Origin of the sequence: Dyadobacter sp. CY351, assembly GCF_021502625.1 — a bacterium.
Taxonomy (GTDB): domain Bacteria; phylum Bacteroidota; class Bacteroidia; order Cytophagales; family Spirosomataceae; genus Dyadobacter; species Dyadobacter chenhuakuii.
This window is the reverse complement of the sequence record NZ_JAKFFU010000001.1, coordinates 398,045-423,573: the sequence shown is the minus strand read 5'-3', so window position 1 is coordinate 423,573 and position 25,529 is coordinate 398,045. Positions and strand designations below refer to the sequence as shown.

At 44.5% G+C, this 25,529-nt stretch carries 22 protein-coding genes; 11 read left to right on the top strand and 11 right to left on the bottom strand.

Annotation, left to right across the window (positions count from 1 at the left end; translation table 11 throughout):
* Nucleotides 1-41: 41 nt before the first annotated feature.
* The gene (locus L0660_RS01795; RefSeq protein WP_235157239.1) at nucleotides 42-863 is read right to left on the bottom strand and encodes an SHOCT domain-containing protein; all 822 of its coding nucleotides are present in this window, start codon (nucleotides 861-863) and stop codon (nucleotides 42-44) included.
* Between the two features lie 274 nt (nucleotides 864-1,137).
* Here L0660_RS01795 and L0660_RS01790 point away from each other — a divergent pair, with 274 nt between their 5' ends.
* The 3 genes from L0660_RS01790 to L0660_RS01780 all read left to right on the top strand — a co-directional run bounded on the left by L0660_RS01790 (nucleotide 1,138) and on the right by L0660_RS01780 (nucleotide 4,050).
* On the top strand, nucleotides 1,138-2,055 hold the full coding sequence (locus L0660_RS01790; protein WP_233795275.1) for a hypothetical protein: 918 nt from the start codon (nucleotides 1,138-1,140) through the stop codon (nucleotides 2,053-2,055).
* 166 nt (nucleotides 2,056-2,221) lie between these two features.
* The gene (locus tag L0660_RS01785) at nucleotides 2,222-3,058 is read left to right on the top strand and encodes a hypothetical protein (protein ID WP_235157238.1); all 837 of its coding nucleotides are present in this window, start codon (nucleotides 2,222-2,224) and stop codon (nucleotides 3,056-3,058) included.
* 143 nt (nucleotides 3,059-3,201) lie between these two features.
* Nucleotides 3,202-4,050 (top strand): hypothetical protein, encoded by an 849-nt coding sequence (locus tag L0660_RS01780; RefSeq protein ID WP_235157237.1) that lies wholly within the window; start codon nucleotides 3,202-3,204, stop codon nucleotides 4,048-4,050.
* 84 nt (nucleotides 4,051-4,134) lie between these two features.
* On the opposite strand, the gene L0660_RS01775 is transcribed toward L0660_RS01780, so the two are convergent.
* The 6 genes from L0660_RS01775 to L0660_RS01750 form a co-directional block, all read right to left on the bottom strand.
* Nucleotides 4,135-5,499: a TolC family protein gene (locus tag L0660_RS01775; RefSeq protein WP_235157234.1), complete on the bottom strand. Its 1,365-nt coding sequence runs from the start codon at nucleotides 5,497-5,499 to the stop codon at nucleotides 4,135-4,137.
* A gap of 32 nt (nucleotides 5,500-5,531) precedes the next feature.
* Complete coding sequence (locus tag L0660_RS01770) at nucleotides 5,532-8,657, bottom strand: efflux RND transporter permease subunit (protein ID WP_235157231.1); 3,126 nt, start codon at nucleotides 8,655-8,657, stop codon at nucleotides 5,532-5,534.
* A 15-nt stretch (nucleotides 8,658-8,672) separates the two neighbouring features.
* Nucleotides 8,673-9,749, bottom strand: coding sequence for an efflux RND transporter periplasmic adaptor subunit (locus tag L0660_RS01765; protein WP_235157229.1), 1,077 nt, complete (start codon nucleotides 9,747-9,749; stop codon nucleotides 8,673-8,675).
* A gap of 191 nt (nucleotides 9,750-9,940) precedes the next feature.
* Nucleotides 9,941-10,216 (bottom strand): helix-turn-helix transcriptional regulator, encoded by a 276-nt coding sequence (locus L0660_RS01760; RefSeq protein WP_026630514.1) that lies wholly within the window; start codon nucleotides 10,214-10,216, stop codon nucleotides 9,941-9,943.
* 130 nt (nucleotides 10,217-10,346) lie between these two features.
* Nucleotides 10,347-10,733, bottom strand: coding sequence for a helix-turn-helix domain-containing protein (locus L0660_RS01755; protein WP_235157227.1), 387 nt, complete (start codon nucleotides 10,731-10,733; stop codon nucleotides 10,347-10,349).
* A gap of 11 nt (nucleotides 10,734-10,744) precedes the next feature.
* Nucleotides 10,745-11,038 (bottom strand): type II toxin-antitoxin system HigB family toxin, encoded by a 294-nt coding sequence (locus L0660_RS01750; RefSeq protein ID WP_235157224.1) that lies wholly within the window; start codon nucleotides 11,036-11,038, stop codon nucleotides 10,745-10,747.
* A gap of 198 nt (nucleotides 11,039-11,236) precedes the next feature.
* Between L0660_RS01750 and L0660_RS01745 the strand changes: the two genes are divergently transcribed.
* The 3 genes from L0660_RS01745 (at nucleotide 11,237) to L0660_RS01735 (ending at nucleotide 17,219) form a co-directional block, all read left to right on the top strand.
* On the top strand, nucleotides 11,237-11,503 hold the full coding sequence (locus tag L0660_RS01745; protein WP_235157222.1) for a filamentous hemagglutinin: 267 nt from the start codon (nucleotides 11,237-11,239) through the stop codon (nucleotides 11,501-11,503).
* A gap of 94 nt (nucleotides 11,504-11,597) precedes the next feature.
* Entirely contained in the window at nucleotides 11,598-12,986 is a 1,389-nt protein-coding gene (locus L0660_RS01740; RefSeq protein ID WP_235157220.1) for a hypothetical protein, read from the top strand.
* A gap of 72 nt (nucleotides 12,987-13,058) precedes the next feature.
* Nucleotides 13,059-17,219: a carbohydrate-binding protein gene (locus L0660_RS01735; protein WP_235157216.1), complete on the top strand. Its 4,161-nt coding sequence runs from the start codon at nucleotides 13,059-13,061 to the stop codon at nucleotides 17,217-17,219.
* A 78-nt stretch (nucleotides 17,220-17,297) separates the two neighbouring features.
* On the opposite strand, the gene L0660_RS01730 is transcribed toward L0660_RS01735, so the two are convergent.
* Nucleotides 17,298-18,311 (bottom strand): GlxA family transcriptional regulator, encoded by a 1,014-nt coding sequence (locus L0660_RS01730; protein WP_235157213.1) that lies wholly within the window; start codon nucleotides 18,309-18,311, stop codon nucleotides 17,298-17,300.
* A gap of 230 nt (nucleotides 18,312-18,541) precedes the next feature.
* Between L0660_RS01730 and L0660_RS01725 the strand changes: the two genes are divergently transcribed.
* The gene (locus L0660_RS01725; protein WP_235157211.1) at nucleotides 18,542-19,039 is read left to right on the top strand and encodes a DUF1579 domain-containing protein; all 498 of its coding nucleotides are present in this window, start codon (nucleotides 18,542-18,544) and stop codon (nucleotides 19,037-19,039) included.
* A gap of 2 nt (nucleotides 19,040-19,041) precedes the next feature.
* Here L0660_RS01725 and L0660_RS01720 read toward each other — a convergent pair whose 3' ends face one another.
* Nucleotides 19,042-19,491, bottom strand: a complete 450-nt coding sequence (locus L0660_RS01720) for a PDDEXK nuclease domain-containing protein (protein ID WP_235157209.1) — start codon at nucleotides 19,489-19,491, stop codon at nucleotides 19,042-19,044.
* On the bottom strand, nucleotides 19,481-20,158 hold the full coding sequence (locus tag L0660_RS01715; RefSeq protein ID WP_235157204.1) for a DUF1016 N-terminal domain-containing protein: 678 nt from the start codon (nucleotides 20,156-20,158) through the stop codon (nucleotides 19,481-19,483). Before L0660_RS01715 ends, L0660_RS01720 begins: the two co-directional genes overlap by 11 nt.
* A 137-nt stretch (nucleotides 20,159-20,295) precedes the next feature.
* Between L0660_RS01715 and L0660_RS01710 the strand changes: the two genes are divergently transcribed.
* Nucleotides 20,296-21,459 (top strand): M23 family metallopeptidase, encoded by a 1,164-nt coding sequence (locus L0660_RS01710; protein ID WP_235157202.1) that lies wholly within the window; start codon nucleotides 20,296-20,298, stop codon nucleotides 21,457-21,459.
* A gap of 75 nt (nucleotides 21,460-21,534) precedes the next feature.
* On the opposite strand, the gene L0660_RS01705 is transcribed toward L0660_RS01710, so the two are convergent.
* Nucleotides 21,535-21,939: a hypothetical protein gene (locus L0660_RS01705; protein ID WP_235157201.1), complete on the bottom strand. Its 405-nt coding sequence runs from the start codon at nucleotides 21,937-21,939 to the stop codon at nucleotides 21,535-21,537.
* Nucleotides 21,940-22,140: 201 nt separating this feature from the next.
* Between L0660_RS01705 and L0660_RS01700 the strand changes: the two genes are divergently transcribed.
* From L0660_RS01700 to L0660_RS01690, 3 genes are all read left to right on the top strand, one after another.
* A complete protein-coding gene (locus tag L0660_RS01700; protein ID WP_235157200.1) occupies nucleotides 22,141-24,069 on the top strand; it encodes a sensor histidine kinase in 1,929 nt (642 codons plus the stop codon).
* A gap of 44 nt (nucleotides 24,070-24,113) precedes the next feature.
* Nucleotides 24,114-24,731: a response regulator transcription factor gene (locus L0660_RS01695; protein ID WP_026630505.1), complete on the top strand. Its 618-nt coding sequence runs from the start codon at nucleotides 24,114-24,116 to the stop codon at nucleotides 24,729-24,731.
* A 70-nt stretch (nucleotides 24,732-24,801) separates the two neighbouring features.
* A complete protein-coding gene (locus L0660_RS01690) occupies nucleotides 24,802-25,509 on the top strand; it encodes a hypothetical protein (RefSeq protein WP_235157197.1) in 708 nt (235 codons plus the stop codon).
* Nucleotides 25,510-25,529: the final 20 nt, after the last annotated feature.

Sequence of the window (25,529 nt, the reverse complement as noted above, 5' to 3'; positions counted from 1 at the left end):
TGACTTTCCCGGCCCTTCAATATTATCTTAACGAAGCGAACTTACAACCTCGAAAGCAGCTCTTGCTTTTTGGCTTTAAACTCCTCCTCTGTAATCTGTCCTTTCTCAAACAAAACATTTATCTTTTCAATAGTAGCAATGATAATGTCCTGCGGGCTGCGATCAGCCGCCTTTCGGTCAGCAGCACTCAGATCAACCGTTTCAGCGTTCAAATCGGCATTAGACGTAACGTCATACGCAATTTCCGGTGTAGGCTGTATCTGTTCGCCCGGTTCGGATATCAGGGCCAAGCTTCGCAAGTCGACCGAACCATCCTGGCTCGTAAATGTATACGAATTCCCACCTCCCTGCTGCTGCGCAATGCCGGTAATGTGGTGATGTTTCGTGTCATAAATAGTCCGTTTACCATTATCTTCAATAACCAGCCTTCTTACTGGCGCAAAATAGGCGTAACGAAAATTATTCTGGGAACCGCTCGCAGTAGGAGTTCCGAAAACTGAAGGCCAGGAACCATCCCTGCTAGACGATGCGCCGATTTCCTGGCGCTGCACATTCGAGCAATCTTCAATTTGTTCATCAGCCGACTCCTCGTATAAAACCCTCGTCGAGATCTGCTCCGACAGCTCGCTGCAAAGCTTATCAACTGTGCTCTTGAGGGAATTGTTAAACATATCCCCTATCATGGTCATCCCTCCCTTCATCCACTGTCCCGAACCACCCAATTCGGCAATGTTAAATTGGGCCATTGTCCCGTTCCCACTGATCACAGCACGCAAAAGTGCCTCAACACTCTCGGTCTTAAGATTATATTTCGCAGCAATGTCTTCAACATATTGCCTGCCTGAACCTGTAAGTGCTTTCATAATTTTTTCTTTCTTTTCCTATATGTATTAAAAAATGGTGCCATTGAGCGATTGTAAGCAACTCATCCTATAAATACCAGCGTCTGTTTTCAATCCGTAGCCCACTAATTACTACTACTAATAACCTGTCAAATTACTATTTGGGCAATCTAATTTGGATGATCCATTCTGCCGCAGGCTCATCCAACCGTACCATTCAACCAACGCATTTCTTTCCATAGCAAGCTTGCGATAAGTTTGATGCAGTAAAATTTTTTAACAAAACACAAACATTATGAAATTACTTCACAATGCCCCAGCAATCACAAAAGCGATCGTTCTAGCCGCCATGATGAGCGCTTGCCAAAATGAGAAAGATGCTGTTGTATCTCCTGCAACATCGGTCGAGCAGGAAAAGGATGCAAATGCAAAAACAGCTATTACATATCTAATTAAAGACGGCGGAACCAAGCTTACTTATTCCGGAATCAGAAACCAATTGGTGAAAGAACTGGATGGCGCCGGATGGCTCAAAGAGTACACTTACAGCGGCAACAATATTACTTGTGCCCTCAAAACGAATGGGATTACGGTATACAAAAACTTCATTACTTATACTTTGAATGCGAAAGGGCAATGTGTTGAAAGTGTACATACTGCCACTGACAAAGTTATTGGAGGAACTTACATTTATGTATACAATGAACTGAACCAACTTACCTTGGTGTATCACAAATCCCTTCCTAAGCTGCGCCAGGTATTTGAATACGAACAAGATGCCGACAATAGCCTGCAGGGAAAATCTCTAAGCAAGATCACTTTCTATGATCAATATGACAAAAAAGAGAAGGAAATTATTTTTAAACACGCCAACGGCAAGTTCGTAGCGCAAAGCAATAGTAGTGGTAACGTATACGAAACTTCGCTTGAAGCTAATCCTTTAAATCCAGTAGGACTTGCGGAAGCAAATAGCGCATACCTACCAATATTTGGCAAATTCAGCAGATATGTCTTAAAACAAACGGTTCATAAAGCATTTGTTGGGCAGATCATTTATCCATACCCAGTTTTCAATTACAATTTATCAGCAAAAAGCTTGGGAGGAGAAATTACAACATATGATTTTATAACAAAAGATGATTTTGGGAAGATATTGTCAAAAGTTGAGCGAAAATACTCGACTACACCACAGGCTGTAATGATAGGCCAGTAGTCTTATTACTTAAACAAAGTCGTCTGTCAGCAAATGTTAACAGACCACTTTACTTTCCGCCGAATTAAATTAATATAACCACTTAGCCATTTGATTTTCGCTTAGGCATAATCAAGCGATAACTTGACCCGGTTAAAATGAATTTCCAAACACAACTATGAATAACATGAAAATACTTCAAAATTTACCCACACTTACAAAAGCAATCATTATCGCCGGCATGCTGGGAGCTTGCCAGAATGAGAAAGATGCGGTTGTAACCCCAGCTGCTGAAGACGCACAAAATGCAGATAATCCAAATGCGAAGCTTACACCCACCTTTAAAGTAAATAGGCTACTTAGTGATGGCAATGCGACGCTTCTATATTCCGGACCATTAAGACGGACTTATAAGTACATTGATGCAGGTGCAAATGAACATACGCAATATGGGTATGCAAATGCGAATCAAATTGGTGCCACAAAATATAATACATTAAGTGGTGCTGTATTGGAGACATCGGTTTATAAGCTTGATGCAAATGGTAAATGCACGGAAAGTCATCACAAAAAGACTGGTGCTTCCGTTACAGAAGTTCATATTTATGAATACAACTCTGACGGCCGCGTTAAAAAGTCGTACAAATTGAATAACCCGAACGAGTTCCAGGAATTCATATATGGATCAGTTAATGGGAAAATTAATTTACAGTCCATCAAGTATTACAATGGCAGTTCAAAATACAAAGAGCAAACCTTTGTTTATTATTACATGGAGGAAGATAAGGCGAAAATAAATCCTGCGTGTATAGCAATTGGACGGGGGAAATATTTGCCAATCTTCGGTCAATTTAATGAACATTTAGTAAAAGAAATAAAAGAGAGTTCTTTTACAAATCAAGGGATTTCTTCCTCAACTGTTTATCGCGAATTTAGTTACTCATGGAATGAAGACATCGAAACGGTTAAAGAAAAAAATAACTTGGGTGTAATTTCGACTAAAAGAAAATACGGAGTCTTGTAAACAAGTATTTCAAACAAAAGAAGAACCCCAATCTGGGGTTCTTTTTATGCTACAACCAATTGTTCATTAGATTTCAGTTGCTTCCTTTTTAGCAGTATTTATAATCCGTCAACATTAACTTAATGGCACAAAATACGAACATTATGAAATTAATTCAAAATGCACCAAATATCGCAAAAGCACTTATTCTCACCGGCATGCTGGGTGCCTGCCAAAATGAGAAGGTTGCTGTCGTAAATCCAATGGCTGAACAAGCTCAGCGCCATGACTTTCAGAACTCCAAAATATCAGCTGAAAGTAAATTGATTAAAGATGCATCAAGAGTATTAGCATATTCTGGCCCTAGGAATTTGCTAACGAAGGAAACGCTCGAGAGCTACAATTACTACATCGAGTATGCCTACAATGGGCAAAGTATAAGTGGTACCAGGTATCAGATCAGTACGAAAAAGCAGGTCGAAAAAAATGTGTATACATTGAACGCAAACGGTCTTTGTATCCAAAGCATCGTCGGCAATAACTTCAAAGTAACAACTGTGTACGAGTACAACGAAAACCAACAACTAATCAAAGCTTATAACAAATCCGAACCGAATGAGCGACTGGAGTTTGATTACTCCGACGAAACCAATGGCCAGGCAATGTTGCTGTCAGTAACGTTTTATGATAAAGCGAATTTGAAGATAAAAGAATTGTCTTATAGCTATGCGGGTTTAACGCCAGATATATATCCAGTTAATCCAGAATACCTGGCGGCAGGCACTACCAAGTATCTTCCGATTTTTGGAAGATTTAGTCCTTATTTAGTTAAGATGGTTACTGAAAAAGAATTCACTTATCATCCTTTCAAAGAGTACACCTCAGCCCGACTCTACGCTTACACGCAATATGCTGATGGTAAAGTTAAATCTATCAAAGCGACGGATGTGAAATCAGGTAACACATATTCGTCGACTGAAAGGCAATACTCATCTGCAATGGCGAGCAACTAAAAAGACAAAAACGAACCCCAATTAAGTATCCTGGGGTTCGTTTATACTACATAAACTATTGATCTTTCTAACGCTGAGTAGATCTTACAACTGCTCTTTTACATTTCCTGTAATACGATCCAGCTCTATCTTTGAAGATAAGTAATCGTAAACCGCTTCCAGATAGTTGGACTTGGCGGAGGTTAATGCGAATTCGGAATCGATTAGTTCTAGCCTGGATGCCACTCCTTTTTCGTAGCGGTATTTGGTGATGGAATAACTTAGCTCTGCAGTTTCGGAAACATTCTGCTGGGTTTTGATCCTTTCGGAGGTTTCAATTAAGCTAGCCAGAACCTGTTTTACTTCGGATTTAAGTTGCTCCTGCGCATTGCTGTAAATGACATCGGCTTGCTGTCTTTCAATTTTACCTAACGCTATTTTGTTAATATTCTGGTTTCCGCTGAAAATGGGAATAGCAAATTGCACCCCGGCATAAAAAACAGGTGGATAAGCAGCGTTTCCTAAGCGAAACTGATTGGTTTGCGTCTGGATCTGATACTGGCTGATAAAGCTCACAACCGGCAAACGCGCTGATTTGTATAACTCAATTTCTTTGTCACTGATTTCCTTGTTCAATGTCAGAATTTGTAAATCAGGGCGCTGCTGGATGGACAGCTTGTAGGTTTCGTCTTCCGCCGGGACTGATTCACTGGCATTAAGTTCCAGCGAGTCCGAGAGAATGTAGTTTGTTTCCGAAACGTCCCCTAACAAATTCCTTAGTTGCTGTTGGCTTATTTGCAATGCATACGTCAGCCTGAGCACGTCTGGTTCCAGATTCTTTACGGATGTATATGCGCGTAATGTGTCCACCCGCAATGCGCGGCCTTGCGCGAGCAGCGAGCGTGAATCATTTAAGGCTTTCTGGTTTCTGACAATGCTTTCCTTTTGCAATTTCAGTCTTTCATTCAGAACAAGCAGCTGAACGTAATTTTGCTTCACCTGCGCCACCACATCCACTTCTCTCTGGCGAAATGAAAGCTGACTTTGTTTTTCAAGCAGTTTGCGGCGCTCGATCTCGTGCTTAGCACCGGAATTATAAATGGGCTGAACCAGCGAAACTTGTGCTGCACCAATGTCTTCACCACCAAAACGTGCATACCCGATTTTTTCAGAATTCCCGGTGTTCCCATTCAAACCAAAGAAAACCGGCTTTTGCAAATAATGCTGAAACTGCCCTGTAAGACTAATGTTTGGCATCAACAAACCGCGCGTAATGGCGGTCTGTTGCTTGGCTTTGTGAATGTTGATCGAATCGATCCGGAGATCGCGGTTCCGGCTTTGCGCTAACTCAATGGCTTTTTGCAAAGACAATGTTTGGCTCTGCCCCAAAGACAGTAAGGGGCTCAGCAGCAATGCAATAACAAATGCTTGCGCCGATATTTTATATGGATTTAAAACTGACTTTTTCATGATTTCATGTGGTATTAATATTCCTGAAAGGATTAATGCGTGTGTAGTAAGGCCTCTTCTGCAACCGACTCGTTTCCGTCTTTCATTCGCTTTTTGTGTGGTCGGGACAGGTAAGAATAGATGGAAGGAATGACATAAAGAGTGAGCACGCCGGCGAAGATCAAGCCTCCTACAACCACGATACCGAGCGACTGGCGACTTCCCGATGCTGTTCCGAGCGACAATGCGATGGGTAATGTTCCGAAAATCATGGCGAGCGTGGTCATCAGGATCGGGCGGAACCTGGATATCGCTGCTATTTTTGCGGCTTCAAATGTGGAAGCACCTCCTTCTTTGCTCTGGTTGGCAAATTCCACGATCAGGATTCCATTCTTGGTGATCAAACCAATGAGCATAATGATCCCGATTTGACTGAAAATATTGACAGTTTGTGCTGTAAACCAAAGACTTAGCAATGCCCCTGTTAATGCCATAGGAACTGTCAACAGAATGATAAACGGATCCACAAGGCTTTCAAACTGTGCTGCCAGAACCAGATATATCAACACAATAGCAAAAATGAATGCAAAAATCAGGCTTGAACTACTTTCGGAGTAGTCCCGGCTTTGTCCTGCTAATGCGGTGCTGAAACCCTTAGGAAGTTCTTTGGACGTAATTTTATCCAATTCCTGAATGGCTTCTCCCAAACTTACGCCCGCAGCCGGGGTTGCAGAAATGGTTGCGCTGTAAGATTGGTTGTAACGGTAAATGGCGGGAGGGCTGATGCCTTCATTTTGCTTCGTAAGGTTATCCAAGGTCACCATTTGACCACTTCCCGACTTCAAATACAACGATTTCAAGTCATAAGGCGCGGACCTGTCTTCCCGATCGAGCTGGCCGATCACTTCATACTGGCGATCATTGTGAATAAAATAGCCATATCTCCTGCTGCTCAGCGCAAGTTGCAACGTCTGCCCGATAGCCTGGGTGGAAATACCCAGTTGCGCAGCCCGCTGACGGTCAATGCTGATGCTGATTTCGGGACGGTTTATTTTAAAATCTGCGTCGGCGAAAACGAGTTTTTTATTTGCACTTACTTCCCCCATTAACTTGGGCATAATGTCGATAAGCGCTTTCAAATCAGGCGCCTGAACCACATATTGTACAGGCTGCGTATTTCCGTAACCTCCAATTGTTGGTGTTTGGACTGGAATAATGAGGACATTTCTGAACCGCTGAGAAGCAACAACCAATTTATTGAAAATCTCTCCCTGCGTCAGTCCGCTTTTACGGTCTTTTGGTTCTTCCAGGAAAATCCATTGAAATCCACCATTCACCGGCTGCGTTAATGTTCCACCCGCTGCTGCAACGGCTGTATAAGTGCGCTGCTGGTTCAAATCCGGAATAGAATCGCTGATAAAATTCCCTATTTCCTTCATACTCTGCTCCATACTCTCATAAGATGTTCCCTCGGGAGCCATTACGGCCAGCCCGATCATGGACCTGTCTTCCAGAGGCGCCAGCTCGGAAGGTAACTTCGGAGCAAGCCAGAAAGCGACTCCAAACGAGACCAAAAGCAGCACAATTCCCAGCCAGCGCACTTTCATAAATGCGGAAAGCGATCTTCCGTAAGCGTCGTTCATGGCTATAAACCAGGGCTCCGTTTTCTTGTAAAGCCAGTTTTGCGAAGTGCCCGATTTGAGCAGATAGGCGCTCATCATGGGGGTTAAAGTAAGTGCTACAAAAGCTGAAACAGTCACCGAACCGGCCACAACAATCGCGAATTCTTTGAACAAGCGACCTGTAAGGCCACCCAAAAAGAGGATGGGCAGGAACACGGCAACAAGTGTAATAGTGGTTGAAATTACCGCGAAATAGATCTCATTGGAGCCCTCCCGCGCCGCCAGAATGGGCGACATCCCCTCTTCCACCTTGCTGTATATGTTTTCCAAAACAATGATGGCATCATCTACCACCAGCCCAATCGCCAGAACCAGTCCTAAGAGTGTTAAAACATTGATCGAGAAATCGGCCATGTACATGATAAAGAATGCCGAAACGATTGAAACGGGGATGGCCAGCAGCGGGATCAATGTGCTTCGCCAGTCTCTCAAAAAGACGAATATAATGAGTGAAACCAATGCAAATGCAAGCAGCAATGTTTCTTCAACTTCTGATAATGAATTTCTTACGGGAACTGTAAAGTCTTTACCAAGGGCGATTTCATATTCTTTTGGAGCTGTTTTTTTAATTTCTTCAAACCGTTTCTTAAACTCATCCACAATAGCCAGCGAGTTGGCGCCACGTTGCGGGCTTACACCCGTTCCAACGCCGTATTCAGCTATTTTACCATTATAAATGATCATCGCCGTGCGCTCATTCTGCGATGACATTACGGCTTGGCCCACATCTTTGAAGCGAACAATAGCGCCGTCACTTTCCCGCAGGATCATGTTGTTAAAATCATCCTCAGTAACGAGCCTTCCCTGCGTCCGCAAGGTGACTTCTGTGTTCTGGCCCTCAATGCGACCGCTTGGTAAATCCACATTTTCACGTTGCAATGCAGTTTGAATATCTGTTGGCGTCAGACCATAAGAGGCCAGTTTCACGGGATCCATTCTCAACCGCATCGCGCGCTTTCTGCCTGCATACGAATCCACCAGCCTTACCCCGGGAATGGATTGGAGCCTTTCCTTAATGTTGATATTAACAAAATCGGTAACGTCTTCCAGTGTTTTGGTCTTACTCTGAACGGTTAGAAAGACCAGGAAATCCGCAGGCCCGGCTTTCTCTACAATGGTTGGTTCAATGTCTGTCGGCAGTTGCTGGCGGGATTTTGAAACCTTATCCCGAACATCATTCGCAGCTGCTTCCAGGTCTGCATTCAATTCAAATTCAACGGTGATAATGCTCACCTGTTCGCGGGAAGTAGATGAAACAGAACGAATTCCGTTCGCTTCGGCAATGGCTTCCTCTAATGGTTTTGTAACCTGGGAAGCGATGATATCGGCGCTGGCACCAGGATAAACCGTTGTTACCATCACAATAGGCGAATCTGTAACGGGATATTCGCGTGTCCCAAGGAAGGTGTAACCCACAATCCCGAAAAGTATAAGCAGTACGGACATCACCCCGGCCAGAACCGGCCGGGAAATACTTACTTGTGAAATAGCACTCATGACTAATAGATTTTTTTATTTAACAGAGACCAATTGAATGGCGGAACCGGGTGTCAGACGCAGCATATTGCTTGTAATAATCGTGTCGCCGGGCGCTAGTCCCTTCGTCACGTGCACAGCATAAGCGTTTCGCTCGCCTACTTCAATGGCTTTAAAACCTGCCTTGCCTGCATTGGCCACATACACGCTATAACCTTTTGAAGAGGGGATCAGAGCCTGGTTCGGGACCATTAATGCATTACCGGTGTTGCTTAAACGTAATGTCAGGCGCGCACTTTGCCCGGGTAAAAGTTCACTCCCCTTGTTATCCGTCACCGCACGCATCAGCAATGTTTTGGTTTTTTGATCCAATCCGGCTTCATGCGCTACAATCCTTCCTTTGTAAATTTTGTCGTTGGATTCAACATTATACTGCACTTCATCGCCTGTTTTCAGCGTATTTGCATGTTTTTCGGGAACGGCGAAGTCAATTTTCAGGCGGCTGTTGTCTGTTAGCAAGGCAAGCGGGCTTCCCGGCGTGACGAAAGCACCGGTGTAAACATTCACAATGCCCAGGTAACCGCTGAACGGAGCACGTATGCTCGTTTTCGCGATCATTACTTTCAGCTGTTCAATTTTTGCTTGTAAAACTTTAAGATTTGTAAATGCCTGGTCGTAGTCCTGTTGAATCGCTGCTTCTTTGTCAATCAGATCTTTAAGTCTTCTTTCGTTGAGCAGAACCAGTTTTTCCTGCTGTTTCAATTGTTCCAATTCGGCGAGAAGGTCCGCGTCATCCAATTTGAACAACAATGTTCCTGCGTTTACGAATTTTCCTTCTCTGGCATGCACCGCAACCACTTTGCGGTTGAGTTCGCTTGAAATATTCACCTCCTGATACGCCATCAACGTTCCTGAAACGGTCATTTCCTCATTTAACGATTCCGCTTTAAGCACCTGCCCGTCGACCGGAGTTCCGGTTGGCAACGTGGCAGCTGCCGGCGTAGCTGGCTTTGGCTTTTCGGATGTGTATCCTTTGAAGAATACGGATAGCAATATTACGCCCGTAATAATGAGGCCTGATATGATTTTGGCTGACTGAATGGTCTTTTCCATATATAGATTAATTTAAATATTTCGATTGATTAGATAATGGTTTATTATTTTTCATGGCTAATAGTGCTTTACTTTTCATGGCTAATATCGCTTCGCAGCATTTATTTCATTCCAGAAACCGAGACGGATCAAGTAAACTTCGGTTACTTATTAATATATCGAAATGTATCGATATATTAAGGTAAAAAAACTCAGATTTTTAATTTATTCAAAAACTGAACGTATTCATTGAGAACCTCTTTGTTCAATTTGTATTTCACGTTTCTTCCTTCTTTTTCAACCAGGATCAGATCAGCGTCTGCCAGTTGCTTAACATGATGGGAAATCGAGGGTTGGGTTAAATCGATAAAATCAGAAATCTCGTGACAATACAAACAATCTTCTTTCTGGCGCAACTCCTGTAATATGAGAATACGGCTGGGGTCGCTCAACGCTTTCGATATCCGCTCCACTCTCCTGACCTCCATGATTACGATATATAGATAAATTTGAATGTATTAATAAACTGCACAGTGCGTACATTACAAAGCAAAGGAATAAATAATTCCACGACCGCCAAAAATCTTCCCCGAACAACCAAAATATTTTTAAACGACCCTAAACCCGATCCAGAATAAAGTTGCCGTCGATGCCTAGTTTTTCGTGAACTGCTTTCAGAAACGGCACATCGGGCTGTCTTTTACCATTGAGGATTTGCGAAATCTTCGCCGACCCCATTCCAAACATTTCTGCCAGTTTGCCTTGAGTAATGTTCATTTCATTGATCCGCTGCTGAACAACTGCGCTAATAGAAACAGTCAAGGGCATTACATTTAATACATTATCTTCATAGTGTTCCGCCAGCAATGTGAGTTGGTGCAATTCCTCAGACTCGATTTCAGATAGTGCATTAAACCCACCGGCATCGGTGGCCTTCTGAATAAATCCCTCGATCAACTTCATAACCTGCTTGTACTGCGTCTCATTTCTTATCTTATCGATCATAACGACATCTTTCAAATTGTGGAACAGTTGATTTTATCATAACTAGCGTGTGTCCCGATAAATCGGATATATAATGTTCGCCTATCGAAATGAATCATGGCAACCAGTCGGTAAGTATTGCCTTTGATATTAAAAACAAAACGATCATTACCAACAGCATCCACCGAGTTAAAAGTCCTTTTTATATCTGCAAATGTTGCCCAATCACTGTTTCGAACTTTTTCGTACCATTCATTAAGCGGCTCCATAGCATTGTGATGCACTTTAACGAAATCCTGTAAGGCTGACTTTGCAATGATCACCATGAACAAATATAGCTATTTTTCAAAATATGAAAAATATTTCGTCTTATGAAAGTACTGTATTGATTGAAGTTTAGTTGTCAATGTCGTAACGACTAGCCAGGGAACATGACAAGCATGCGATGCGCGGCATGCGATGCGCGGCACAGTTATTGTATCCTTGCCTTTTACATTTCTACCAAGCAACAAACGTTTGAAACCATGGATATTTATCAAATAGCTTCTGAATACTGGGACGGGGCTGGCATTGCGAATGACCCTTCTGATCCGCGCGAAACACCGCCTTTTGATCCGCGCCCGGAAGTGCCGTCGCCTGAATCACCGGAAGAAACTCCACCATTTGAGCGGGAACCTGAAACGCCGCCGATTGCCCCGGAACCTGAACTTCCGCCTGTCGAGCCGGTTATTCCAGAGGTTGAACCACTGCGTGAACCAGGCGGAGAACCCGGTTTCCCTGCTTTTAATTAGGCCGCGGCACCGCCTGAATAAGTCTCATCTACTCCTATTACAGTTCTGTCGATTAAATATCAGTTCGGAGTAAAGTGGCTTAATTTTTAAAATCATGGACAACAATCAGATCGTAACGGCACTTTTTGACGCCGTACAAAACAATAATCTTGACATTGCCGACGCAGATAAGAAATTTTATACAAAACTTGTTTTGCATGCGGCAGAAATTCGAGACTTATACACACAACTTTATAATGACCACCCGGAATCCAGCGCCAACTTCACAAAGCTGATCGAAGTGCTGATATCCGCTCATCTGAGCAGGCCCCAGGATTTAAAGGAACGCGATAATAGAAAGCCGGAAAATTGGTATCTGAGCAATGAGCTTGCCGGAATGCATATTCAGGCGGACCGTTTGAATGATACGCTGAACCATTTAGCTGAAAGGCTTCCATATTTGCAGGATTTGGGTATCAATGTCCTGCATCTGACACAGGTTAAAGAAGATCTTGACGAAGTAACGAGAGTAATTCACCAGCATAGCATGTATCTGATGCTAGACCTTGCATTGAAAGACAAGGACAGATCGGATTATTCTCAATCTGCGTCGATTGTAAACCTATTGCAAGAAATTTTTCTCTGCGCCAATCATGGTGCGGATATATTGCGGATTAATGCTCCGGACTTCCAGGACGCCCAATCGCAAATTCATACCACGCTGCAATTAATCAAACAATGCTTGCAGGTTACGGCGCCTGGCCTGGCTCTGGCTGTAAAAGCAACGACTTCATCAGAAGATGCTTTGAAGTTCTTTGGTGAGGGAAGATATAGTGCCAAAGAATGTGATTTTGTATATAACGATACGCAAATGTCACTGCAATGGGACGCGTTGGCTTCGGGTCAGGTTACCGCCATGATCGAAGTAGAAACTAATTTAACTGAGAAACCTTTTGGCACAACCTGGATTAACTTTGTAACACCAGATGATGACGAAAACAGCGCCACATTAGCTTCGCTATGCGGTCTGGACAAGGCAATTCAGGAGAAAAGTGAAATGCAGATCAGCATGGCTATTCAACGCATTTTGCTGATGCAGGCAAACAGCTTCTTTCTCGGCGGGCTTCCTTTTCTGTCTTATGAAAATGAGGTCGAAGGCAACGTTCGCGACGAAATTTTTTCAGGGATCAAAAGATTGCTGCGGATCAGAAAAAGCCTTGACGTCGTTTCTGATACAAAAAATACCAGATGGCTGCCCAGGCATAATATTCACATTGCCGGTTTTGTACGAAATGGCCGGGAGAAAGTACTTTACTGCATTTTTAATTATAGTAATGAAAGTGCATACCTTACCTGGCAGGCGTTCAGGCACAACGGCATTGCGCCTGAAAAGCTTTACGACCATTGGCGGGAAATTTGTGTTGAGCCTGGGAATGATGCTGAATTTCTGGTACTGGAACCATACGGATTCTATTTAATAGAAGTAGTGGCAGACAAAGCCTAGAAAAGTTTCTACATATTTTATAAAATACTTTAAACAAATTGTATCTTCCGACGAAAATTATACCCGTCACGAATGAAAAAAATTTTACTCTCCTATTTTCTATTTGCTTCTTTTCTAATTCAGGCACAGTCCTATAAAGCACTTCCCGGAAGAGTAGAAGCAGAAGACTATGCAGCCATGAACTCAGTAGGCACTGAGGCGACGTCAGATGCCGATGGCGGTCAAAATGTGGGATGGATCCAGGACGGTAGCTGGATGGATTATAGCGTTACTGCCACAGTTGCAGGCTACTACACATTTCGTTTCAGAGTTGCCAATGGATACAGTCCGGAAGCTGCCCTTTCCCTGAAATCTGCTAATGGCGATAAGCTAGGTCAACGCGTTCTGCCACAGACGGGCGGAATGCAAAATTACCACACCGTAAACTTTGTAGTATTCCTTCCGCAAGGCAATCAAACATTAAGAGTATATGCCGAGAAAGGCGGTTTCAACCTGAACTGGTTCGAAGCTGCGGCGTCCCGTAATGTTTCGGGAAGGATTGAAGCGGAAGATTTTGATGCGGTAAGCGATGTCAGAACCGAAATAACGTCCGATACAGACGGAAACCTGAATGTCGGTTACATTGACGACGGCGATTTTTTGGATTATAACATTAATCTTGCAGGCGGCACTTACACGGCCAATTTCCGGATCGCCAATAGTTATGGATCAGGTATAATAGAGATTAAAAACGCAGCCGGAACAGTACTAGGGCAACTGAATGTACCGCAAACGGGCGGCTGGCAAAATTGGGCCACCATATCTACACAATTAACTTTACCATCTGGAAGCCAGCTTATTCACATAGCAACGCCTCAGGGCGCGTTCAATTTCAACTGGTTTGAGCTTGTTCCCCAGGCGGCAGCAGCCAGCGGCACGGCGTTACCAGCAAAAATTGAGGCTGAAAGTTTCGATGCTTCCAATAATGTAGGAACTGAAACAACTGCTGACGATGGCGGCGGTGAAAATGTGGGCTGGATCCAGGAAGATAGCTGGATGGAATACCAGGTAAACACTGCTGAATCAGGTATTTACACAATGAGTTACCGCGTATCGAATGGTTACAGCCCGGAAGCTTCCTTTGCCCTTAAAAAAAGTGATGGAACGGAATTGGGCAGAACCACGGTGCCACAAACCGGGGGAATGCAGGTTTACAAGACAGTAAATATGCTGGTTTCACTTCCGGCTGGAAACGAAACATTGAGGGTGCAGGCGCTGAAAACCGGCTGGAATTTCAACTGGTTCGAAGCCAAGGCGTCGCGCCCGCTGGCAGGCAAAATGGAAGCAGAAACTTTCGACCTATCCAGCGAAGTGCGTCTGGAATCAACAACTGACACGGATGGCGGTACGACCGTTGGCTACATTGACGATGGCGACTGGCTTGATTACAATGTGAAAATCGCAGCAGCCGGTGCTTATACGATCGGGTTTCGGGTTTCCAACAGTTATGGCAATGGCAACATTGAAATTAAAAATGGTGCAGGTGCTGTCTTGGGCAGCATTGCTGTCCCTCAAACAGGTGGCTGGAACAACTATAACACGATCCGCACAACTGTGAATCTTCCGGCAGGAAGTCAGATCCTGCGCATTTATGCAAATCGCGGCGCGTTCAATCTGAACTGGTTTGAGATTTCGGCTGGCTCGGTTCAGGAACAATCGACGATCACATTCAACGAAATAGGCGATAAAGGCTTGGAGATAGGAACATTTGATCTGGTAGCCAGCAGCAATAATAATGAGTCGCCAATCACATTCACGTCTTCCAACACCGCAGTAGCAACCGTTTCCAATGCAACGGGCTCCTGGAAAGCAACACTTGTTGGTGCTGGTCAGACTACGATAACAGCTTCGCAATCGGGCAGTGAGCATTTCCTGGCCGCAGAAAACGTAAGCAGGAACTTAACCGTAACCGGACAATCCAATCCAACGAATCCGACTGCCGGGGCGAAAATTGCATTAGATCCGAAACGCTGGTATCAGGTAACCAATGCAACGACTGGCCTGGACAAACTGTTTGACGGCGACACGCAAACGGAAGTTTTGACGGGCTGGGGAAAAGTTGTCAACTATTACGATGCATATTATCCGCTTCTGGATGGTGAGCAAATAACACTCGAAGGTGTTAAATTCTTTGACTATGTGGGTTCGACAGTTGATCGCCCAATGATTTTGTCGGTCATAAATGATCAATGGCAGCGGATTCCTGTTGCTACGTTTACCGGAACCGTATATAATGGATGGGTAGGCCCCTATCCTGACCGGGCTTCGAACAACCAATTCAACCTGGATGCACCCGTTTCCAACATTCGTTATCTCGTTTTGACTCTTCCTGACGTCCTTCCAACCGAAATAGAATTTTACGGAAGTCATACGCCCGCAGCGCCTTCCAATGGCCCTACACGCGCCAAGAATATCAGATTAAAAGACATGATGGGTGTTAACGGTTACGAGTGGAATTTTCAGGACGGCGCACATATTGAATCGCTCGTAGAGCCAAAAGTGACGGCAGCAAAAAGTTTTTCAGGATTCCGTCACTATATGGACTGGGAAAAACTGGAAGCCGATGAGGGCGTATTTTCTTTTAACCCTACGCGCAGCGGAAGCTGGAACTATGACCTTATTTATCAAAGGCTGAAACAGGAAAATATCGAAGTGCTCGCTTGCTTGAAAACATTGCCGCCATGGATGCTGCAATCGTATCCGGAAAATGAGAGAGATTCTGAAAATGTGCCTGTACGCTATGGACAAGACTTTAAAGATCCGCTTTCTTACATCGAGCAGGCCAAAGTTGCATTCCAGTATGTAGCCCGTTATGGCAGCAATTTGAATGTTGATCCAAGCTTGCTGAGTGTCTCCACGATTCCACGCTGGACCAATGATCCGCCTAATGAGGTGAAAATCGGCATGGATCTGATCAAATACATTGAATGTGATAACGAACGGGATAAATGGTGGAAAGGCCGCAAAGGTTATCAGACAGCCCGCGAATATGCGGCTAATATGTCGGCATTTTATGATGGTCACAAGAATACGATGGGAACTGCTGTTGGCGTGAAAAACGCTGACCCGAATATGAAAGTGGTCATTGCTGGAATGGTAACGGGGCCTGATTATCTCCGGGGAATGGTGGATTGGTGCAAAGAATTTAGAGGTTACCGTGCGGATGGAAGTGTGAATCTGTGCTGGGATGTTGTGAACTTCCACCTTTATACGGATGATGCCTCATCCAGCCAGGGTGGAAATTCAACCCGCGGAGCTGCGCCGGAGGTGACAAATGCAAACGTTGTCCTTGACAATTTTGTAAAGGCATCAAGAGAAGTTTCTCAGGATATGCCCGTCTGGATTACAGAAGCCGGTTATGACCTGCATCAGAGCAGCCCGCTCAAAGCCATCCCGATCGGCAATAAATCAGCGCAGCAAACTCAGGCCGACTGGATTTTGCGGACTTCGCTTTTCTCCGCCAGACACGGAATTGAAAAAGTTTTCTTTTATCAAATGTATGATGACAATCCTGCTTACGACTGGATGTTTGGAACATCGGGAATGATCAACGACGATTTCTCACGCAGACCTGTCACAGATTATTTTATCCAGACCAAAAACCTTTTCGGTGATTATGTTTACAAAGAGACCATTCACGCCAACCCGGTTGTAGACCGTTATGAATTGAATGGCAAGTCGCTGTTTATCCTTGCTGTGCCTGATGAAGTGGGCCGCACAGCCGAATACACACTTAGTCTGGGAGAATCCGGAATTGCAAAAGTCTACACGCCAACCGCAGGAAGCGACTATATGGCTGTGCAGGAAAAAGGCATCGTGGATGGAAAAGTGACAGTTACTGTTACAGAAACACCCATTTTCGTAATCGCTTCAAACGCACCTAACGCGCGGACGGCCGCAGCGCCTGCTCCTGAATTAACCCCGGAACTGCCCTTGCACGAAGATGTAAATGTCTTCCCAAATCCTGCAACGGACTTTGTAAACGTTGAGTTGGCGAATGAAAGCAGTGCAAATGTTGAAGTGAAGGTTTTTGATGCAAAAACAGGGAGACTATACAAAAATGACGTTGTAAACAAGTCTGCAAACAAGCTATCTCACAAACTGAACCTGACGCATATGCCCATCGGCGCTTATATTATTGAAGTGAAACAGGGAAACCAAAGCACATTTCGCAAAGTAGCAAAAGTGCATTAAGGAGCCATTAGTACATTGAGGCCATTCTTTTAGCGCGCCTGGGATTTAACATTGAAGTTAATCCCAGGCGTTTTTGGTTTAATTCAAATAATGCGCTGTGCCGCGATTTGCCATGCGACTGCCATCGAGTTTTGAAATATTGAATTTGTCCCGGTATTCCTTTGGCGTAACGCCCGTGCTTTTTTTAAACAGCTGCCGAAACGATTTCAGGTCGTTATAACCTGAGTTCAGCATCACTTCCAGGACACTCTGATCCGTTTGCGCCAGCAGTTTTTTGGCAGCTTCTATGCGCGTTCGCTGCAAATATTCGATGGGCGTAACGCCAACCGCCTGCTTGAAACGGCGAACTACATTGCGCCTGCTGGCTGGAATGTCCTGGATAAGGGTTTCAATCGTGCTTCCTTCCTGATATTCCTTTTCAATTTTTTGTTGCGCCATATTCACCAAACCATCACCATGATCCAATGATGGGGAAAATGTCCCGAAATAGGTCTGTTGCTCACGGTCCATATCAATTGCAAACATTTTTGCCGTACGCAATGTCAGTTCCTTTCCGCAAAACCGCTGGATCAGATACAGCATTAAATGAAAGCTGCTTGTTGCGCCGCCGCTTGTGTAAATGCCCTTATCGTCGGTCACAACCGCGTCACTTTTCATGATCACGTCCGGGAAGTTAGACGCCAGCGCCATCGCGGAATCGATGTGCGTCGTAGCCTCTTTTCCATTGAGTAACCCCGCAGCGGCCAGTAAAAATGCCCCTGTGCAAAAACTCGCTATCTCGGCCCCGTTTTGATACTGTTCCCAAAGCCAGGGGATACAGATCTGATTCTTTGCAATGGACGATTTCAGGTCTCCAGCGCCGAATGCAGGCACTAAAATCAGATTTTGCTGCGCGGCGGAAGTGACTGAACTGATCTCATAAGCCCCATAAAACTGAGATGGGGAAGCTTCGGGAGAAAAAAGATTAATATTGAAAAACGGAGCTCCGTGCTCGCGTTCATAAAACATGTTTGCCGATTCGAAAACATCCAGAATAGCCGCTACACTTAGCAAACGATGCTTATTGGTAATCAAAAGACCTAACTGTATCATTGTTATAGCGATTTAAAGCAAAATGCCCGACAATATAATATTATTTTGTCTCAAATGCCCCTATTTGCTGATTTTAAAAGACATAAATTATCAGTGATAACCTTATTTTTGTCATAAATAAAAGCATTAAATTGACATACGATGAAGTGTAATTCCCAATCCAGCGCAAGTTTGCCGGGTTTAAATGCTATTCGTGTTAATCCGTGCATCCGTGGCTAAAAACAAAAACAATGAGCAAATCAAAATTTGAAACTTCCCTGGAATCAGGCGTCCATAATCAATTGCAATCCCTGATCGGAACCTGGAAAGGGACCACCAAAACCTGGTTCGAGCCAGGCGTAGTAGCAGATGAGTCGCCCATGGAAGGAACGATCCGCCCTATACTGGGAGGCAGGTTTGTCATGCACGAATACAAAGGCTCCTTAACCGACAAGCCCTTCGAAGGCATCGCTATCTACGGTTTCGACATTCAGAACAACAAATTGCAATCGGCCTGGATCGACAGCTTCCATATGGGCACAGGCATCATGTTATCCAGCGGCGCTCCTCAGGCATCAGGCTTTTCAGTCCTCGGCAGCTACGGCGGCCCGGAAATTCCCGAACCCTGGGGCTGGCGCACCGTAATTGAGCTCATCGACAACGATAATCTCATCATCACAGCCTACAACATCTCCCCTGAAGGCCAGGAAGACAAAGCAACAGAGACCGTATATAAGCGGGTTGGGTAAAATTATAGCTGTGCAAGTTCTTTATTGATAAAAATTTCAAGTTCCTCCTTCGTAGGCAACTCAACGATATACTTGCTAACAAACAGCGGCATATCACTATCTGCAACTGCATATTCGATCAGCGCTTTATTCTGGTCCGTAACAAGTAACAACCCAACGGGTGGGTTGTCGCTTGGTTGCGCTATTTCCTTTTTATAATAGTTAATGTAAGTTTTGAGCTGCCCGATATGCTCATGCTTAGCCTCTTTTGTCTTCAATTCGACCAGCACATGGCATTTTAGAATGCGATGGTAAAAGACCAGGTCAAATAAAAAATATTCCCCGCCTATCGTAATGCGTTTTTGCTTCGCTTCAAAACAAAATCCATGACCAAGTTCTATCAAAAATTCTTCAAGATTATCAATCAGCGCCTGTTGCAGATCGTTTTCATAAACCACATCCTTAGCCTTCAACCCCAAAAACTCGAATGTGAATGGCGATAAGATCTGCCATGTTCGTTTTTTCAGAAGTTTCATTCGCATGCAAACGGAGCTTCTGCTTATCAATGCTCAACCCCGATCGCTCATAGTAAAGCGTATTAATCTGACGCTTCAACTCACTCACACTCCAATTGCCCTTAATGCACTCGGATTCGTAGAAGGCTCTGCTTTCCGCGTTTTTCAATGGTAACAGCAAACTAAAATGAGAAAAGGAAAGCTTTGAAATCAGTGTGTTAGAATCTACTTGATCTGCTGTTGCAATGATGTTATCAAATGGTGCAAGTGCATTATCACTAATGGTGCCGCCTGAGGGTAAATTTTTTATAAAGGGCTGTAAACCAAAATATTGCAATTGGGCAGACACCGTCTGCCCAATTTGAGGATATGCAAGATAGAATTGACGGAACAACTTCAGGTTACGAAAACTCAGTCCGTTTGTTGCTAACTTCTCAGCTAGAACCTCTAATAAGCGATCTCCGTAAGCAGCCCTATTCGATCCTTTCTGCTCAAATTCTATAATGTAAAAACCAATTAACCAATTCCGAACTGTTATATGTCTGTTGATTGCTTTCGCAGCGCTCTGTTCCATGACGCTGTGGAGGCCTTTGATTTCGTTGATCAATGAATCGAATTGTTGCATGGGTAGAAAAGTTTGTTGAATGAATGATACTGCCGGATAATATAGGGAGGCTGATTTGCAACTGGTCAATCCACTTTTCCAATGGCACGAATTTGTTAACTATCGGGAAATAGCTCAATGCCTTTATCCCCGTAAGCATGTTTGTTCGCTTTATACTATTTCTGGTTATCATAGCCTTCGCCGTTTCCTGTAAGCCGGTGCCGGTTTCGCATTGGTTTCCTGTAACGCCGCGGGAACATTATGAGAAGGAGCTATATAAGGCTAAAATGGAGAAGACTGCGTCTGGCCAGACGTGGTTCAGCGTTGGTGAAGCTGTGTTGAATGATTCGGTGTTTTCTAATGTGCCCTATCAGGAGCGTTTTTATCTGGGTGATTCTGTCCCGGCGCAGGCAATCCGTTTGAACATTCCGGAGGGAAGGAGATTAGTCATCACGCCTTCGCGGGAGCCGGGCGACACGTCTGCACATTTCTTCATGGAACTTTATAAAATCAAGCGTAACGGCAAGCCGCAGCGACTCGACTACATTAGTGACAAGACACAATCATTAACCTATACCAACAACGACTCCGACACTTTACTTCTGCGCTTGCAAACCGGCCTGAACGAGCAAACGGCCGTTTCGCTTTCACTAACCACTGAACCCGCATTAGGCTTCCCGGTTTCCGGGCATAGCATGTCGTCTGTAATCAGTTTCTGGGGAGCCGATCGCGACGGAGGTGTGCGGTCTCACGAGGGGATTGACATCCGGGCCAAACGCGGAACGCCGGTCGTTGCGGCGCAAAATGGCTTCGTAACACAAACAGGAACCAATAATCTCGGTGGTAAAGTCGTGTTTCTCTCTTCCATGAGCAGCCCATACTCCCTATATTATGCGCATTTAGACAGTCAGCTGGTTTCGTTTGGCGAGCGCGTTGTGGTTGGGGATACACTTGGATTGGTTGGAAACACGGGAAATGCGATTACCACTGCACCACATTTGCATTTCGGGATTTATGCACGTGGCTCCGGGGCCGTTAATCCGTTACCATTCATAGACAATCGGAAAGAAAAAATTGCCGGTCTGCCCCAGCGCTCACGCTGGCTTGGCGATACGGTCCGCATTCGGCGTAAAGCCAATTTATATGTTTCACCGCAGTTTGAAAAGTCCGGTCACATTGCTTCCCTGTCCGCTAATACATTGGTCAGGATATTGGGTGAAATGGCAAAAGGTTTCAGAGTCGAAACAGAAGACGGAACAAAAGGATATATCCCTAACGTGCCACTGGAAGCTTATTCGAAAGAAATCTCTTCAATTAAATAACAAATTCCGGCACAGATAACTGGTATATCTGTGCCGGATTTTTTATTTCATGGCTATACTAAATGATGGGGGGCACTATTGCTTGTCAGCGATCATTTCAATTTCCTGATTTTCAAAAACTACAAAAATGTTCAGCTTATTGGACTTTACACTGCCCACTTTTTCGGTGCCCTCGTAAATGTCGATTCCCGTGCTTCCGGAATTTTTAAGATTTAATGTTCCCAGATCCTCATCAGGTTCAGAAACGCCGTCAATCTTGGCTTTCATTTTTGCAGTTACCACTTCGGCAGAGAACTTGTCGAGCTGAACTGTTATTACTGCTCCATTCAAGGGCTTTTTGACCCCGTCCACATTCAGCTCAGTTACTTTATACGAGCCCGCAACCTGCGCGGCCAGTTCGGGTGCCGGATCTTTGTCTTTGTCCTTTTGGCAGGCAAAAAATAATGTACTCAGGAATAAAATCAGGAAAATCTTTTTCATGGCTGTTTTAATTAATGTTTGAATAAATAAATGTCATAAAATTTCCTTTTTGACCCGACAAAGGTAGATCGGTGCAAGCCCGCCAATCAATCCTCTGAAAGTAGGATTTTCGAAAAATCATGCTTTTAGAGGATATTATTGAAAGGTTTTATTTAGGAATTTTACACCCGTAATTTTCAAGTCAAAACTCCTCTACGATCGATGAAATTAGTTTTTACGACGGCTTTATTCATTCTTATTTATGCTCATGCAAGCGCGCAAAGCGGTGATGCAAATTCGATTTTAAAGAAGATCAGGGAGAGTAAGGAGGATACAAACCGCGTGCTGGCTTACATTGAATATGGTAATCTGCTCGAAAACCAGAACATCGACAGCGCCGGCAAATATTATCTCAAAGCAGAAGCATTAAGTCAAAAGCTGGATTATAACATTGGAAAATTCAAATTCCGCTCCAACTACACTTATATACTGAACCTGCAAGGCAAGTTTGAGCAAGGACTTAAATTGAATAAGGAGAGCCTGAAAATTGCAACAGACATGAAACATCAGGTGAACATTGGTAAAAGTATGGCCAATATTGCCACCAGTTACGTCTATATGGGCAATTTTACCGAAGCTATTAAATATTACCAACGCTCAGCGGATCAGTTTGAAAAGCTGGGAATGAAGGAATTTTTGCCCAGACTTTACATCAGCATCGGCTCCGCATTTGAGCACGCCAATCTTTTCAATAAATCATTGGTATACAAACAAAAAGCATTGCAGCTCGCCCGTCCAATGAAGGACAGCCTGCAACTGGCCGACATCCTGACCAACCTTGGCGGCAACTATTTCAACTTAAAGCGCTACAAAGAAGGTTTGGCAGTTTATACTGAGGGACTTGCTGTGGCTCAAAAAATCAAATCGGACATTTTCATCGTGCAAGCTTACGGCGGGCTTTGCCGGGTGAACCGGGGGCTGAAAAAGTTGGACATTGCCCGGGAATATGGAGAAAAAGGATTGGCCCTCGCCAGAAAAACGGGCAATGTGTTTCTGGAAATGGAGTGCCTGCGAGCGCTAATGTTCGTTGCAGAGGATTATAATGACACTGCCCTATCCGCCAAATACACCCGGGAGGCCCTCAAAATTGCAGAAGCTAATGAAATGACAGACCATTTGGTGGAGCTGTACGAGGATTACGCAACCGATCTGGCGCGGGAAAACAACTATAAAGGCGCCTATGATTATCTGATGAAATACAACCTCATGAATGATTCAATCCAGGGTCTTGACGTGCAAAAACAATTACAGGAACTGGACACAAAGTATCTGACGGCCCAAAAAGAAAAGCAGATCGTGACATTAGAAAAGGAAAAACAAACCCGCAACACACTAATTTACAGCCTCGTAGGAGGATTTATCGCATTCATTATTATAGCAGTTTTGATTTACAGGAACATTGCGATCCGCAAGCGGATCGCTGAGCAGGAGGTTTTACAATTACAACAGGAAAAACAGCTGGTAGCCACAAACTCGATTTTGAAGGGCCAGGAAGAGGAACGCACCCGCGTAGCCAGGGACTTGCACGACGGTCTCGGCGGATTATTATCTGGTATTAAATTAACTTTAAATTCCGTGAAAGGAAATGTAATTCTTCCCGAGGAAAGCGCTATGACCTTTACCCGGGCAATCACACAACTGGATGGCGCCATCAGCGAAATGCGCCGCGTAGCACACAGCATGATGCCTGAAACGCTGGTCAGGTTTGGCCTGATCGAAGCCCTCAGCGATTTCTGCGAAGGGATCAGCGCATCCGGACAGTTAAAAGTAACAATGCAGGACTTCGGCTTCGAAGAGCGCCTGGATTCATCCATCGAAATCGTGCTCTACCGCGTCGTACAGGAGCTTTTGAACAATGTTCTAAAATACGCCGAAGCAACCGAAGCGCAGGTGCAGCTTACCAGGATAGGCAGCAATGTAAGCCTTACCGTGGAAGATAATGGTAAAGGTTTTGATGTCAGAAGCCTGGAAACCAGCAAAGGCGCTGGATTCAGGAATGTTCAGGCACGGGTGGATTATCTCAATGGTAAGCTCGACATTCAATCCAAGCCCGAAGAAGGCACGTCGGTGCTGGTAGAAATTGAAGTATAAAGTGCTTTTAGCAAAAAGAACGTAACCCAAATTTGCCTCAACTTATGAGCACCAAAATCCTGATTGTAGATGACCACCCAATGGTGTTGGAAGGCCTGAAATCCCTTTTATCTGAAAGCGAGGGGATATCGGTCGTAGGCACCGCCTCTAATGCCATCGACGCCATTGCATTTCTGAAATCCAACGAAGTAGATATCGCTTTTCTGGACATTAACCTGCCCGATATCAGCGGTATTGAGCTTTGTAAGAAGGTTAAGGATCAATTCCCGGAAGTGAAGACGCTTGCATTGAGCACATTCAGTGAACGCGCTTACGTGTCGCGCATGATCCAGAACGGGGCTTCGGGATATCTCATTAAAAGTTCGAGCAAGGAAGAAATCCTGGAAGCGATTCAGCAAGTGCAAGCCGGTGGGTATTTTATGAATGTCAATTTCGATCAGGCCGCAGCAACACCAACGCCCAAAACAATCCCATTCCTGACCCGCCGCGAAAAAGAGGTCCTTCTCCTCATCGCCGAAGGTCTCACCAACCCCCAAATCGCCGACAAACTCTTCATCAGCGTAACCACCGTAAACAGCCACCGCCAAAATCTGCTAATGAAATTCGAAGTTTCCAACACAGCCTCGCTTATTAAGCTTGCAGCTGGGCTGGGGCTGATTTGAGGAAAAAGTCATTTTAGACGTATACTGGCAAGGATTTTTTATTCCTGTTAAGAATATTTATCCTATCCACATGATAAAAACGATTTACTACTTCTTCTTTGCACTAATTTTTTCAGCGACGAGCTCTTTTGCGCAGCTTACTATTTTTAATGTTTCCTCGTCTGAGATTACGGAAAAGAATAAGCTTAGTTTTCAGCAGCAATTTGAAATCCAGGACGTTATTAATTCCACAACCACTGCAACTTACGGGCTTGGGAAATTTTGGGAAGTGGGGGTCAATGTGTTTAATGTAAATTATGAACGGGCTTCACATCACTTTGTCCGCAACGATTCCAGTGTAGTTGAGCCTTATGCGCCTTTGCTTCTCGTCAATACGCAGAAGTTATTTAAGATTAACAAAGTGCTGGGAATCGGAATTGGGGGATTGATCGGGACAAATCTTGCCCATAAGAAGCATTTGGTTTATTTTACATATACCAATCTTGCGGCATCGCTTGCAGATGACCATTATAAATTAGCGGCGGGCGGCTATCTGGCAAACAATGGCTACCTGGGTGAAGGCCCGATCGAGGGTGTGCAGCTGGGACTTGACGCCGGCATTTGGTATGAAAAAATACATTTACTCGCCGACTGGCTTTCCGGCTCGCATTCCAAGGGGCAGCTTTCCACAGGCGTCGGCATCTATTTTCTGAAACATTTACCCGTATCCGTTGGCTGGCAACGCTCCAACGCCGACGGCTCCCAAGGCTGGGTCCTGCAAGTGACTTACGTTCCCTGAATTTATTTAGCGTAATGAAA

Coding starts and splice junctions, on each gene's coding strand:
- L0660_RS01740 (WP_235157220.1), top strand. CDS start 11,598: ATGGACAACAATCAGATCGTAACGGCACTTTTTGACGCCGTACAAAAC.
- L0660_RS01700 (WP_235157200.1), top strand. CDS start 22,141: ATGAAATTAGTTTTTACGACGGCTTTATTCATTCTTATTTATGCTCAT.
- L0660_RS01705 (WP_235157201.1), bottom strand. CDS start 21,939: ATGAAAAAGATTTTCCTGATTTTATTCCTGAGTACATTATTTTTTGCC.
- L0660_RS01725 (WP_235157211.1), top strand. CDS start 18,542: ATGAGCAAATCAAAATTTGAAACTTCCCTGGAATCAGGCGTCCATAAT.
- L0660_RS01735 (WP_235157216.1), top strand. CDS start 13,059: ATGAAAAAAATTTTACTCTCCTATTTTCTATTTGCTTCTTTTCTAATT.
- L0660_RS01730 (WP_235157213.1), bottom strand. CDS start 18,311: ATGATACAGTTAGGTCTTTTGATTACCAATAAGCATCGTTTGCTAAGT.
- L0660_RS01775 (WP_235157234.1), bottom strand. CDS start 5,499: ATGAAAAAGTCAGTTTTAAATCCATATAAAATATCGGCGCAAGCATTT.
- L0660_RS01745 (WP_235157222.1), top strand. CDS start 11,237: ATGGATATTTATCAAATAGCTTCTGAATACTGGGACGGGGCTGGCATT.
- L0660_RS01795 (WP_235157239.1), bottom strand. CDS start 863: ATGAAAGCACTTACAGGTTCAGGCAGGCAATATGTTGAAGACATTGCT.
- L0660_RS01710 (WP_235157202.1), top strand. CDS start 20,296: ATGTTTGTTCGCTTTATACTATTTCTGGTTATCATAGCCTTCGCCGTT.
- L0660_RS01715 (WP_235157204.1), bottom strand. CDS start 20,158: ATGCAACAATTCGATTCATTGATCAACGAAATCAAAGGCCTCCACAGC.
- L0660_RS01780 (WP_235157237.1), top strand. CDS start 3,202: ATGAAATTAATTCAAAATGCACCAAATATCGCAAAAGCACTTATTCTC.
- L0660_RS01765 (WP_235157229.1), bottom strand. CDS start 9,749: ATGGAAAAGACCATTCAGTCAGCCAAAATCATATCAGGCCTCATTATT.
- L0660_RS01750 (WP_235157224.1), bottom strand. CDS start 11,038: ATGGTGATCATTGCAAAGTCAGCCTTACAGGATTTCGTTAAAGTGCAT.
- L0660_RS01690 (WP_235157197.1), top strand. CDS start 24,802: ATGATAAAAACGATTTACTACTTCTTCTTTGCACTAATTTTTTCAGCG.
- L0660_RS01770 (WP_235157231.1), bottom strand. CDS start 8,657: ATGAGTGCTATTTCACAAGTAAGTATTTCCCGGCCGGTTCTGGCCGGG.
- L0660_RS01755 (WP_235157227.1), bottom strand. CDS start 10,733: ATGATCGATAAGATAAGAAATGAGACGCAGTACAAGCAGGTTATGAAG.
- L0660_RS01760 (WP_026630514.1), bottom strand. CDS start 10,216: ATGGAGGTCAGGAGAGTGGAGCGGATATCGAAAGCGTTGAGCGACCCC.
- L0660_RS01785 (WP_235157238.1), top strand. CDS start 2,222: ATGAAAATACTTCAAAATTTACCCACACTTACAAAAGCAATCATTATC.
- L0660_RS01695 (WP_026630505.1), top strand. CDS start 24,114: ATGAGCACCAAAATCCTGATTGTAGATGACCACCCAATGGTGTTGGAA.
- L0660_RS01790 (WP_233795275.1), top strand. CDS start 1,138: ATGAAATTACTTCACAATGCCCCAGCAATCACAAAAGCGATCGTTCTA.